Origin of the sequence: Pseudoalteromonas sp. M58, from assembly GCF_042604605.1 — a bacterium.
GTDB lineage: Bacteria > Pseudomonadota > Gammaproteobacteria > Enterobacterales > Alteromonadaceae > Pseudoalteromonas > Pseudoalteromonas tetraodonis.
Genome location: NZ_CP152390.1, coordinates 2,462,082 through 2,474,422 on the forward strand (window position 1 = coordinate 2,462,082; position 12,341 = coordinate 2,474,422).

The 12,341-nt window shown below is 38.9% G+C and carries 13 protein-coding genes; 1 reads left to right on the top strand and 12 read right to left on the bottom strand.

The window, feature by feature from the left end; translation table 11 throughout:
* Window positions 1-24: 24 nt before the first annotated feature.
* The 11 genes from AAGD16_RS11430 to rppH all read right to left on the bottom strand — a co-directional run bounded on the left by AAGD16_RS11430 (window position 25) and on the right by rppH (window position 10,140).
* Window positions 25-849, bottom strand: a complete 825-nt coding sequence (locus tag AAGD16_RS11430; RefSeq protein ID WP_215521762.1) for a molecular chaperone — start codon at window positions 847-849, stop codon at window positions 25-27.
* Between the two features lie 21 nt (window positions 850-870).
* A complete protein-coding gene (locus AAGD16_RS11435) occupies window positions 871-1,320 on the bottom strand; it encodes a DUF4402 domain-containing protein (protein ID WP_013465611.1) in 450 nt (149 codons plus the stop codon).
* Between the two features lie 39 nt (window positions 1,321-1,359).
* Window positions 1,360-1,950, bottom strand: a complete 591-nt coding sequence (locus AAGD16_RS11440; protein ID WP_013465612.1) for a DUF4402 domain-containing protein — start codon at window positions 1,948-1,950, stop codon at window positions 1,360-1,362.
* Between the two features lie 136 nt (window positions 1,951-2,086).
* Window positions 2,087-2,683 carry an SPOR domain-containing protein gene (locus tag AAGD16_RS11445; RefSeq protein WP_013465613.1) on the bottom strand — a complete coding sequence of 199 codons (597 nt, stop codon included), beginning with the start codon at window positions 2,681-2,683 and terminating at the stop codon, window positions 2,087-2,089.
* 70 nt (window positions 2,684-2,753) lie between these two features.
* Entirely contained in the window at window positions 2,754-3,656 is a 903-nt protein-coding gene (locus tag AAGD16_RS11450) for an SPOR domain-containing protein (RefSeq protein WP_377111832.1), read from the bottom strand.
* Between the two features lie 225 nt (window positions 3,657-3,881).
* A complete protein-coding gene (gene galU, locus AAGD16_RS11455; RefSeq protein ID WP_013465615.1) occupies window positions 3,882-4,760 on the bottom strand; it encodes a UTP--glucose-1-phosphate uridylyltransferase GalU in 879 nt (292 codons plus the stop codon).
* 17 nt (window positions 4,761-4,777) lie between these two features.
* Complete coding sequence (locus AAGD16_RS11460) at window positions 4,778-5,629, bottom strand: thymidylate synthase (protein ID WP_013465616.1); 852 nt, start codon at window positions 5,627-5,629, stop codon at window positions 4,778-4,780.
* Window positions 5,630-5,642: 13 nt separating this feature from the next.
* A complete protein-coding gene (gene lgt / locus AAGD16_RS11465; protein WP_013465617.1) occupies window positions 5,643-6,446 on the bottom strand; it encodes a prolipoprotein diacylglyceryl transferase in 804 nt (267 codons plus the stop codon).
* Between the two features lie 12 nt (window positions 6,447-6,458).
* Window positions 6,459-7,268, bottom strand: coding sequence for a sulfite exporter TauE/SafE family protein (locus AAGD16_RS11470; RefSeq protein WP_013465618.1), 810 nt, complete (start codon window positions 7,266-7,268; stop codon window positions 6,459-6,461).
* 65 nt (window positions 7,269-7,333) lie between these two features.
* The gene (gene ptsP, locus AAGD16_RS11475; RefSeq protein WP_013465619.1) at window positions 7,334-9,598 is read right to left on the bottom strand and encodes a phosphoenolpyruvate--protein phosphotransferase; all 2,265 of its coding nucleotides are present in this window, start codon (window positions 9,596-9,598) and stop codon (window positions 7,334-7,336) included.
* Window positions 9,599-9,621: 23 nt separating this feature from the next.
* Complete coding sequence (gene rppH, locus AAGD16_RS11480) at window positions 9,622-10,140, bottom strand: RNA pyrophosphohydrolase (RefSeq protein WP_013465620.1); 519 nt, start codon at window positions 10,138-10,140, stop codon at window positions 9,622-9,624.
* Between the two features lie 531 nt (window positions 10,141-10,671).
* Here rppH and mutH point away from each other — a divergent pair.
* Window positions 10,672-11,343 (top strand): DNA mismatch repair endonuclease MutH, encoded by a 672-nt coding sequence (mutH, locus tag AAGD16_RS11485; protein WP_377111839.1) that lies wholly within the window; start codon window positions 10,672-10,674, stop codon window positions 11,341-11,343.
* A 13-nt stretch (window positions 11,344-11,356) separates the two neighbouring features.
* Here the strand turns inward: mutH and AAGD16_RS11490 are convergent, their stop codons facing one another.
* Complete coding sequence (locus AAGD16_RS11490) at window positions 11,357-12,331, bottom strand: prolyl hydroxylase family protein (RefSeq protein ID WP_377111842.1); 975 nt, start codon at window positions 12,329-12,331, stop codon at window positions 11,357-11,359.
* Window positions 12,332-12,341 lie beyond the last annotated feature (10 nt).

Genomic DNA, 12,341 nt, shown 5'->3' on the forward strand with positions numbered 1-12,341 from the left:
TGAGCGCTTAAAGTAATACATCGCCTATTTCAAGTTACCGATAATTGCATTATTAATTGGCGCAACCTTTTCACTAAAAATAGTATCGCGATATTCTTTAAGCCCTGTATAAATTACGCGAATTTGACCATTTTTCGGGATATTTTGATCTGCAAAAATTGGTATCGTCGCCGTTGTTGTTTTTAGCTCAGGGTAAATACTAAAATCGTTTAACATAGCGATCTTTTTCTCTGTATCCGTTCCTTTTTGCTTAAAGAAAACTTCTAACTTGCCAAAAGAGCTAAAGCCCCCCTCTCGCTTAATTTCAATCTCAAGCGCTTTTTTTTCTGGGCTATGTATAAGCTGTAAATTGCTAATATTAACATTAGGTTTTTCAGCGCCTTTTCGCAAAATAACAGGGATAGTGTAACTTAATAGTAATTTCAAATTAATACCAAGTCTTTGTTGCTGGATTTGAGTTTCATTAGGGAGTGCTTTAAATGCTAAGTGAGAACGGTATTCCTGTTCTATTAAACCTTTTGGCTTTCGAATAGCAAGCTTAACAATCTGCCTTTCTCCTGGTGCTAATCTAACTTGCGATGGGCTGATCCTAACCATATTTTTAAGTGAAGATGAACTTTCTTGATCAGCCGCTAAATTAGCATACCCACCGCCAGCTAGTGCAACTTTGTCTTGCCACTCCAACCTATAAGTTTTTGCTTCATTAGAGTTATTAACAACAATAACTTTAGCAACACGTTGACGCTCATCAAAATTGATTCTTGTTGGCGAGATAAGTAAGTTTGCATAAGAATGGAAGCTAGTTAAGATAAAGCTTACTAAGATAAAAAAAGTTTTTATTATTGTCATTTAATCAACATCTCTAGTTGTCTAATAATTTAGCGTCACTTCAATTGTAGTATCAAAGATACCATCTTTATAAGTATTTCCGTCACCCGAGGTACTTAATTGCCCCCCTACTCTCAATAAAGCAGTTCCTGTGGTATCGGTTGTAATGGTCGTATTATAAATGAGTTGATTTAAAATCAGTGGCGCGCCACCAAAAATGTTATTTAGGGGCTGATCACTTACAAAGTCACTCACGTTTACCTGGATACGTGCAGGGTATCCTTCAAGCAACAATTCGGCTGCATGGCCTTTTTCAAGTAAATATATCTTATTGGTTAAGGTATTTGTGTTACTGGGCAACAAGGTCATAGAGCTAACACTTTGATTATCAATGATAACAATTTTACCAAAATTCAATTGCTCAAGCGGTGTAACTTGTGCGTATAAATCCGTAGTTAAGAAAGCTGCTAGTATGAGTAAAAATAATTTCATAAAGTAGCCTGCTTTATACAATAAAGCAGGCTTTGCCCATTAGTAATTTAATTCTAATGTAAACGTGCCACTGTATGATCCATCGATATAATCACTAGTTGCAGCAACCCCTGTTGTGGTTAATGTTGCACCAAAATTAAAAGTTGCTTCACCATTTGAATCAACCTGAATGGTCGTTGTAGCTGCGCTATTAGGCGTAGCACCGGTTAACACATAATACGTTGGAGTGCCCAAAGTAAATGCAGCAGTGCCCGCAGGTGCTGTATCAGGCGCAATCGCAGTTTCAGTCGGATTTGTAATGGTCAATGTACCAAAAGGAGAAACACCAGAAACAGAAAAAGAAGCTGGTGTACCTGCTACTAAAATTGCAATTTCAGCTGCGGTTGCATCTGTAGAAGCCGTTGTAGGAGCAGTAGCAGGGTTTGCGGCTAATACTAGTGTTGCAGTCTCCGTCCCCGTTAAATCACCTGAAGCCCTGATTGTACCAAAATCTAGTGGTGCATCATTCGTAAAGGTGAATGCGTTTTGAACTGTAACACCCGCTTGAAAAGAAGCAGTTTCTGCAGCCGCACCGAAAGAAAGAACAGTCATTGATGCAGCAAACGCTGCTTTAGTAAATATTTTGTTCATAGTTTTCCCTTAGATATAAGTTGTTAACCTTTTGTTCAGGTTAATTTAAGTATCGGCCAAAATCACTAAAAAGTTAGAAAATATTTACTTTATTTTGATTTATAATAACAGGATGCAAAAATAAGCGAAAAAAACCTTAAACATCCTCTGAAAATGCCGCTAAGGTACATTTATTACCCATCTTATAAAAAAACAAACACAACTGCGCCGCCTGTTGTTGATTTTTTAGCGGGCCTGCTACAACACTATAAAAGGTACTTGATTCTTTTTGTTGCTCATTAATGCGGTATTGCAAAATACTGTTTAATTGAGGGTATTGCTCTTTTAGTCGCTCCACTTGCCTTTTGGCTCCGTTAGAAATTAAATAACGTCCAATTTGCACACCGTACATTGCTTTGTTTGTACTGGTAGTGTTATCAGCTAAAGCGGTTTCTGATGAGGGTTGTAACGATTGCTTAGAGCCATACTCAACACGTTTAACTTTCTCTTTCATCGGCTCTGGTACGGTATCAATATCTGTTTGTGCAGAAAGCGCTTGAATCAATAACGATAAGTCTTCTTCCATGGTGCTTAAGCGCGCTATTTGCTCTTTGTTGTTATCCCATTGCTCTAGGTAAGGTTTTATATCTTTTTCACGTACAAGCTTATCGCTTTGTGAATCTGAAGGCATTAGCTGGTTGCTGCAACCAGCTAATGCAAATGGTATTAATAATGTTATTAAATAAAGTTTCACTTTAGGCACCCATTACAAAAGACTAGCTATCTAAAGCTATTATGCAATAAAAGCGCCAAGTAATATTGTTTTATAACCTGATTGGTCCGTCAGTGTAGTTACTCACAAAACAGTCAACTTTATAAAATTTAAATACCTCGCAATCATCCTCTGCACTTTTAAAGTTAAAATACTCACCTAATTTTAGTCGATAATAGATTTTGTTATTAACCTTTGCTTTTTCAATATTTGTCGTGATTTTGTCCTTAAACAAAGGCGCTGCTTTTTTGTTAATTTGCTTCCATTCTTTGGCAACACTCTCTTGTGAATCGAGTGACGCAACCTGCAATGCAAATACTTTTTTGTTGGTATCAACCATTGCCACTTTTGTTAGCTTCGATGTTTGAGGGAATACTTTTTTCTTCACGATTGAGTTCGTTGCTTTCGCAGGCAAACTAACAGCGCGCTTACTGTAGCTTTTTGAAGGGGCTGTAATCATTTTTGTAGGCACGCTAGCATAGCGACTACTATGTCGCTGATTGTATGGAGCGTCCCCTTTAGAGGATTTTGCGTAGCGATTACTATACCTTTGCCTTGGTCGTTCAACTTTATCTGAGGTGCTTGCGTAATTATTACCATATCTAAGATTTGGCGGCGCCTTTGTGTTTATTACTGAGCGAGCATAACGATTGCTAACAGCCTGATTAGATTGCGCTATTGCTTTACTGTTAATAATATCTAGGTGATCAACTAAATATGTGAGCTCACGTTCTAACTTTAATAGCCGCTCTATGCCAGAGCGCGCTTGCTGCCATTGCAAGGCGGCATCTTTTAGTTGAGCAAGCTCGAGCGCTGTGATGGTTACATATTCAGGTGAATCTTTAACTTTTTCATTTAATGATGTTTTATAAGGCGATATCGTACAACCAGTACTTAATAACAACAGTAATACGACTAACAGATATCGGTGATACTTTTTGCTGTATTCACACATTGATTGTTTCTCTTTCAATAGTTTAGACCGCTCAATTAAGTCAATTTTCAATTGAATCAACAAAGCACGTTAACAACAAAACAACTTGGGTTAACATAAAGATTACAACACAATGTTAAATATGTCTGTATAACTGCAAAAATAGTGATAATTTAAAATACTAAAAAAGCTATTTTACAATCAAAAAAAGCGCCATATAGGCGCTTCTAATAATGATAAGTTTATTTATATTAACGTTTTAATAAACGTTTTAAGCTCACCGGCGAATTCATCACGACGAAGAGCAAATTCAATGGTTGCTTTTAAATAACCAATTTTACTGCCACAATCATGGCTTCGGCCTTTCATTGCGTAGGCATCTACTTTTTCATCTTGCATAAGCATGGCTATTGCATCTGTTAGCTGAATTTCATCACCGGCACCTTGAGGGGTTTTAGCCAGTAATGGCCAAATATTTTTACTCAACACGTAACGACCAACCACAGCAAGGTTTGAAGGTGCCTCGTCAACGGGTGGTTTTTCTACCATGCTTTGAATGGGTGAGCTTTCACCTTGGTTTAACTCAACATCACCTAAATCCACAACACCAAATTTATCTACGTCATCTTTAGGGACTGGCTCAACCATAATTTGACTGTGTTTAGTTTGCTCAAAGCGAGTAATCATTTCAGCTAAGTTGTCTTTTGTTAGGTCACTTTCTACATCATCAATAATAACGTCGGGTAAAATAACCACAAAAGGTTCATTGCCAATAATAGGAGCGGCACAGTTAATAGCATGACCTAGGCCTTTTGCTTCACCTTGACGTACATGAATAATGGTCACATCTTTAGGGCAAATAGACTGTATTTCGGCAAGTAATTGCCGCTTTACACGTTTCTCTAACGTTGCCTCTAGTTCAAAGCTGGTATCAAAATGGTTTTCAATCGAGTTTTTACTCGAATGCGTTACTAGCACTATCTCTTTGATACCAGCGGCAACCGCTTCGCTAACAACGTATTGAATGAGTGGACGGTCTACAACGGGCAGCATTTCTTTTGGAATTGCTTTAGTTGCCGGTAACATACGTGTTCCAAGGCCGGCTACGGGGATCACTGCTTTCATTATGCTCTCCTTATTTTTTAAACTGAAAATGGGTATTGAATAGCCTCGTGGCATTGATAACCAACCACCTCAAAATCATCACGTGTTACCCATGTTTCTATATCTTCGAGTGACTTAATCTCTGGATTAATTTTTAATTGAGGAGAAGCAAATGGCTCGCGCTTTAATTGCACATCTCGCATTAAATCTAGCTGATTTTCGTAAATGTGGGCATTGGTGATTTTATGATATGCCTTACCGGCTTTGTGGCCAGTAATTTGTGCAACCAGTGCCAATAAAACAAAACATTGAATTTGATTAAAGTTTAGCCCTAACGGTACATCACAACTTCGTTGGTACGAGGTTAAATACAGGGTATCGCCTAGTAATGAAAAGGTATGCGTATGCATGCATGGGCGCAAGCAGCCAAGCTCAAACTCACCTGGGTTGTAAAAAGTAATAATTTCGCCGCGATCATCAATGCCATTTTTTAAATTATTGATGACCTTTGCAAGTTGATCCAGTGTTGAACCATCAGGGCGTTGCCAGCCTCGTCCTTGCACGCCATAAACGCGCCCCATATCATCCTCACCTTTACGATTAGGATTATTGAGCCAGGCACTATTTTCATTGGCGTTAGCATCCCAGGTTTTACAACCTATATTGCGAAACTGCTCAGCACTGTCATAGCCTCTTAAATAACCTAATAATTCAGCAATAGCCGCTTTGTAATAGCTTTTTCGCGTAGTGATCATTGGGAACTGATTATTAGCCACATCGTATTCTAAATCAGCGTTTATAACCGTTAAACAACGTGTACCGGTACGCTTGTTTTCAATCCATTGTCCTTGGTCAACAATGCGCTGACATAATTCTAAATATTGTTTCATCTAACTTCTTCTTTTAAGCTTTTGCCGCTGTTTTTGATAGTGGTTGTTTATAGGCCCAAATAAGTAAGCCTAACCCGCCAATTATCATTGGTAACGATAGAATTTGCCCCATAGAAATGAAATCAGCAAATAGCCCCAATTGCGCATCTGGTTGGCGAAAATATTCAATACAAAATCTAAATACGCCGTAACCCAGTAAAAACAAACCCGACACACTTCCCGCAGGACGTGGACGCTTAATAAACCACAATAATATGACAAACAATACAAGCCCTTCAAAAAAAGCTTCGTAAAGTTGTGAAGGGTGGCGTGCAAGCGGGCCTCCGGTTGGAAACACCATTGCCCACGGAACATCAGTGGTACGCCCCCATAATTCGCCGTTAATAAAGTTACCTATACGCCCAGCCAGTAAACCAACAGGCACTAAAGGTGCTACAAAATCACCGACTTGTAATAACGATTTTTTACGCTTGTAAGCAAAAATAGCAATTGCAGTGATCACCCCCAGTGTTCCACCATGAAACGACATGCCACCTTGGTCTATTCTAAACAAATATAAGGGGTTTTCGATAAAATAGCTAAATTGATAAAACAGAACATAACCAATACGCCCACCTAATATAACGCCCAGCATGCCGTAAAAGAGTAAATCGCTGACTTCGTCTTTAGTCCAACCTGAACCGGACTTATTAGCTTGACGATTAGCAAACCACATCGCAAACGCAAAACCAATTAAGTACATTAATCCATACCAACGAACGCTAAGTGGCCCAATAGAAAAAATTATTGGATCAATTTGAGGAAACTCCAGTGCCATAAAAATAAACCTTTAGCTAAAAACCATTTTAATAGCGATGATAACAAGTAACATCGCGAAAACTTTCTTAATTGTATTCACAGGTAAGTAATGCGTTGCTTTGGCGCCTATTGGCGCTATAAACCATGAGGTAACAACAATCCCTAACAATGCAGGTAAATAAACAAATCCCATAAAACCATGCGCTAAGTCAGTTACTTGCCAACCGGCGCTGACATAACCAATAGAGCCAAAAAAGGCAATTACAATACCACATGCAGCAGCGCAACCAATTGCCTTTTTAATATCAACCGAAAAATAGTGCAACATAGGCACAAGTAGTGCGCCACCGCCAATCCCAATCAACCCAGATAGTGCCCCCATTATCGCACTAATACTTCCTAGCACGGGGCCTGCAGGCATCGGGTGACCTACGCTCACTTTATTACGGGCAGAAAGCACCATTCTCATAGCAATAAAAACCACACTCACCGCAAACACGGTTCGTAACATTTTCTCAGGTATAAAGCTGGCAGCAAAGCCGCTAATCAAGGCGCCAATGGCCACACCCGACATTACCCAAGGGGCAATTTTCCAAGGCACATTATCATTTTTATGATGAGCTAACGCTGAAGAAGTCGAGGTAAATAAAATAGAGGCTAAAGATGTCGCAATAGCGATAACCAATACATGATCGGCAGCGGCCACATTAAAACCCAGTAACAAGCTCGTTAGCACCGGCACAATGATTAAACCACCGCCTATGCCTAGAAGTCCTGCTAAAAAACCAACAATGCAACCTAATAACGCACAACTTGCAACTAGAAGTCCTAGTTCATACATAGTTATCTCTAATACATTTAAGAATATGTATATTTTAATTGATTATATAAACAATAACAGCTCTATCATTTAGGTGTATAAAATAAATTACCTAGCTGATGCTCTATCATAAAATTACGGGTTAAACGCAACACTTGTTTAGCATTGGGCTGTGCTAAACACTCGCTCAGTAATTGTTCCATGTCACTAACATTTAAGCGCCTAAGCACCCATTTCACTTTATTTAACGACGATAAGTTCATACTTAAACGTCTATAGCCCATGGCAATGAGTAATATTGCTCCCTCGGGATCGCCGCCAAGCTCACCACATAAACTAAAGGGCAATTCATAGTGCTCACATTCGCTGGCAATATTATTTAATACACGTAACACAGCTGGATGATAAGGATTGAATAAATCGGCCACACGGGCATTTGCTCTATCTACCGCTAATAAATACTGAGTTAAATCGTTACTACCCACTGAGCAAAAATCGACTTTTCTAGACCACTCTGGCAGCATAAATACACTTGAAGGTACCTCAAGCATAATGCCAATATCTGGCTTTTCTATTAATTGCTCAGGAAATGTTTCGCTTAACTCATAATAGGCTTGGTTATACAATGCCAGCGACTCTTCAACTTCATCAGTGCCACTGATCATAGGCAGCATTATTTTTAAATTACCTAAGCCAATATTCGCTTTGAGCATGGCTTTGAGCTGATCTAAAAAAAGCTCAGGATGATCTAGGCTAATTCTAATACCACGCCATCCTAAAAACGGGTTTTCTTCGGTAATATTAAAATAATCTAAAACTTTGTCGCCACCAATATCTAACGTTCGCATAACTACGGGGTTAGGATAATAGCTACTGAGTACTTCGCGATACCATTTTTCTTGTTCTTGTTGCGATGGAAACTGCCCTTTTTGCATAAACCACGCTTCGGTTCTGTAAAGACCAACACCATCACAAATATGGGCACTATTTTGTTGCGTATTAAGTTCAAGCCCTGCGTTGAGCAATAAACTAATATGCTCCCCGTCCAAGGTAATTGCAGGCAGTGATTGCTCTTCTAAAAAACGATTGTTGAGTAAGTTATCTTGATGTTGTAACTCGGTATACTCATCAATAAGCATTTGCGAAGGCGAAATATATAAACGCCCAGCAAAAGCATCTAAAATCATTTCTTTGTTATCAAACTGCAGTAACGGTAAATCTTCAATACCCCAAATTGCAGGCACCCCCATTGCTCGCGTTAAAATAGAGGCATGGCTATTAGCTGAACCATTAATGCTTACCACACCTGCTAAACGCTCATTTGGCACTTCGGCTAACATCGCAGGAGTTAATGTGTGAGCGATGAGGATTGTGTTTTCAGGGTAGTCTTTTATTGCATGCTCAGTGTTCACTAAGTGATGAAGCACCCGTAAGCCAATGTCTTTAACATCAACCGCACGCTCTTTAATATAAGGGTCTTGCATTTCATTAAACTGTGCAACTAAACGTTCAATCACAATTTTTAATGCACTTTTTGCACACCAACCTTCTTGTAATTGTGCCTCTACATTATGACCTAAGCTTTTAGCATCCAATAATTGCTGATACACATCAAACACCGCCAACGCCTCTTGCGGTATGGTATCGCTTAATGTCATCGATAAAGTGCTAAATTCCTTGCGCGTTGCAGCAACCGCTTGCGTGAATAAACGGCGTTGTTCATTCACATCACTATTTTTAGTAAGCTCTATGGACTTAAAATTAAGTTTAGGAATAACAACAAAGGCTTTACCAATACTAATGCCTGGCGCACTAGACACCCCTTTTAAAACCGATGTTTGATGAGACGACTCATCTTGGCGCAATACTTCTTTTATTTCGGCATGCGCAAGCTGTGAAGCTAACTGCGCTGAGAGTGTAATTAAAAACGACTCTTCATCTTGAGAAAATACTCGAGCCATTTTCTGTTGCACAACAATAACGCCTAATACCTTTTTTTGATGAACAACAGGCACAGACAAAAAAGCGTTGTAGCCTTCTTCGTTCACTTCTGGGGAGAGTTTAAAGCGAGGATGCGATTTAGCAAACGCAATGTTAATCGCCTCTTCGCGCTGAGCAACTAGCCCAACAAGTCCTTCAGTAAAGCCAATTCTAAATTTACCCACCGCATCGGGGTTTAACCCTTCGCTGGCCATTAGTACAAAGTTATCTTGACTGTAATCGGCAAAATAAATGGAGCAGCACTGGGTATTCATGGCATCTTTTACCATTTTCACAAAGCACACTAACGCATCGTCTAAATTCGCTTGTTGCGAAACAGACTCAGCTATCGATCTGAGTGTTGCCAGCATACACTGCTCCTTTTTATGTAAAACTACCTTTTGCTTCGCCAATTGTCTTTTTGTTGCTCTCGCTTATTGAAGGGCATAGCAAAAGGAGCAAACTCTTTCATAACACGTCGATAAACATCCCGTTTAAACGATACTACCTGCCTTACTGGATACCAATAACTCACCCACCGCCAATCATCAAATTCAGGATGGTGCGTTTTTAGTAAATTTACATCTTCATCTTTACAGCGTAACTTCAGTAAAAACCATTTTTGTTTTTGCCCAATACACACCGGACTTGAGTCGCGGCGGATTAATCGTTTGGGTAATTTATAGCGTAACCAATGTTTTGAGCTTGCAACTATTTCTACATCTTCTGGTCGCAAACCTACTTCTTCGTGTAATTCACGGTACATAGTTTGTTCTGGTGTTTCACCATCATCAACACCACCTTGGGGAAATTGCCAAGAATGTTGACCATAGCGTCTGGCCCAAAACACTTGCCCCTGATTATTGCAAATTACAATTCCGACATTGGCACGAAAACCTTCGGCATCAATCACCTTAGTGCCTCATTTGTAAGTCGATTTTTTATGATTGTTCCACATTAGCTGCAATACGGCAAATACTATTACGTGCAAGCCTCTTTAACATCCTCGGTTAAGGCAAATTAATGGCAAAATCCATTGCATGTGAATAACAAACAACACTGCCATGAGTGTAAATACATAAAAACCACACTGTTTGTGCTGGTTACTCACAGCTTGTGCATAACTTTTGTAAAACACGCTCATTTAGCAAACAAATCCACAATACAAGATCTAAAAAGTGATGTTCTCCACAGAATCTGTGGATAAACATGTTTATACATCTGTATTTATCCTTACAACAATTATAGACCTTAATTAAAACTGAACACTTAAAACAAAAAAAACAATGCAGTTCAGTTACTTAGTTAAATTTAGCGTTTTAAAACAGCGCATAAAATTGCATCACATACAGTACGAACAAAATTCAACCAACCGCTAAAGATATCCACTAACACACTAATTTGCTATCATGGCGCTGGTATTTATTCAACTAAAATAAACAGTATGCAACCTTTAAAACCTCATTCAATCAATCAATTAATGCAACGTGTCAATGCTATTGCAGGGCTCACACTTGGACAACTAGCACAGCAGTACCACTTTAAAACGCCAGATGATTTATTGCGTGAAAAAGGCTGGACAGGTCAACTGATTGAGTATGTATTAGGCGCAACAGCTGGGTCAAAACCGCTACCCGACTTTGAAGATTTAGGCATAGAGCTTAAAACATTGCCTATTTCATATAGAGGTAAACCGCTAGAAACTACCTTTGTGTCGGTCACCCCGTTAATGAATGTAACCGGTATGACGTGGCACACAAGTAGCGTACGTAAAAAGTTGAATCATGTTTTATGGTTACCTATTTTAAGTGAGCGCGATATCGCCCCTTTTGATAGAACCATAGGCAGTGGCTTTTTGTGGCAACCTTCCCCCGCGCAAGATGTGCAATTACAGCGTGACTGGGAAGAGCAAATGGAGCTTATAGCGCTTGGTCGGGTAGATGAAATATCAGGGCATTTAGGTGACGCTATGCAAATACGACCAAAAGCCGCTAATAGCCATATTGTTACCGATGCCATAGGCCCAAACGGGAAAATAATTAAAACCCTGCCGCGTGGCTTTTACTTAAAAACCAGTTTTACAAAAGAGATATTAAAACAGCAGTTTCAGTTGTAATTATTTGTCGGTATTAATTTTTGCACCAAATAGATTCGCGTAACCAAAAAGGTTTTTCTCGCATCCAAAGCGTACAAATCCACTTTTCACCTAATAATACGGGTTTTCCACTATGTACTGAGTTTTTATCTACCTGATTACCAATCATATTATTAAATTTAATTACTTGTCCTTGCTTGGCTTTAACACTTACATTCCAGTCTTTAAAGGCGGTTTCTCCACCTTCAAATCCGTCATTTAAATTTATAATACGTGTTCGCCGTCTTTGACCAAAAAAATTAAGTTCTTTTTTAGCATTTTCATTTGAAGGTGTAATAAAATCATAGTGCCATTTGTATTGCTGACCTTGAGTATAACGATAAATAATCATAGGCTCAGCATATGCTAAGTCAGCATAGTCGTCTGAACATATGATGCGCTGTAATATAGCTATTAAAATATTATCGACTGGTAATTGTGTTATAAGCTGCTCATTGTCTCTGATGTCTATAACTTTTTGTCTTGTAGAGTTTTCAGCATACACCCCAGCTAAATTTAAATTATTATTAGCAAGCTTTATAATCTCCTGCGCTAATTCATTCGTTAGTTGCGTTTCTAATGTTGTCACAGGTAATGATTGTTCAGAGGATTGAATATTCAATGGCATAATTAAGCTACTCCACAACCCTATTAAATCGGTTTCAATACCCTGCTGTATAGTCTTAGGAAGGCCTGATATATGTTTTTCAAAGTTAATTGTTACTTGCGGATCAGCTGTTCGGATTGGCCAAAAGTGAGATAAAACCTTAAGAGCTTCAATTTTATGATACTTAGCTAAGCATAAAACAATGGCTAGCTCCTGAGAAGAAGTTGATGATGAAACCGCATGACATAACCAATAGTGAACAAATTCAGGAGCTGTTAGCGCAAAAGACACTATTTCTTGTTTTGGAGGAAGCGTGCCATGATATTTGGCATTTATGAGGTGAGTAACATAGTTCTTTTTCATAATCATTTTA

Bases quoted from the DNA above. Each gene is read 5' to 3' on its own strand.
- AAGD16_RS11430 (WP_215521762.1), bottom strand. From the start codon at position 849: ATGACAATAATAAAAACTTTTTTTATCTTAGTAAGCTTTATCTTAACT.
- AAGD16_RS11435 (WP_013465611.1), bottom strand. From the start codon at position 1,320: ATGAAATTATTTTTACTCATACTAGCAGCTTTCTTAACTACGGATTTA.
- AAGD16_RS11440 (WP_013465612.1), bottom strand. From the start codon at position 1,950: ATGAACAAAATATTTACTAAAGCAGCGTTTGCTGCATCAATGACTGTT.
- AAGD16_RS11450 (WP_377111832.1), bottom strand. From the start codon at position 3,656: ATGTGTGAATACAGCAAAAAGTATCACCGATATCTGTTAGTCGTATTA.
- galU (WP_013465615.1), bottom strand. From the start codon at position 4,760: ATGAAAGCAGTGATCCCCGTAGCCGGCCTTGGAACACGTATGTTACCG.
- AAGD16_RS11460 (WP_013465616.1), bottom strand. From the start codon at position 5,629: ATGAAACAATATTTAGAATTATGTCAGCGCATTGTTGACCAAGGACAA.
- lgt (WP_013465617.1), bottom strand. From the start codon at position 6,446: ATGGCACTGGAGTTTCCTCAAATTGATCCAATAATTTTTTCTATTGGG.
- AAGD16_RS11470 (WP_013465618.1), bottom strand. From the start codon at position 7,268: ATGTATGAACTAGGACTTCTAGTTGCAAGTTGTGCGTTATTAGGTTGC.
- ptsP (WP_013465619.1), bottom strand. From the start codon at position 9,598: ATGCTGGCAACACTCAGATCGATAGCTGAGTCTGTTTCGCAACAAGCG.
- mutH (WP_377111839.1), top strand. From the start codon at position 10,672: ATGCAACCTTTAAAACCTCATTCAATCAATCAATTAATGCAACGTGTC.
- AAGD16_RS11490 (WP_377111842.1), bottom strand. From the start codon at position 12,331: ATGAAAAAGAACTATGTTACTCACCTCATAAATGCCAAATATCATGGC.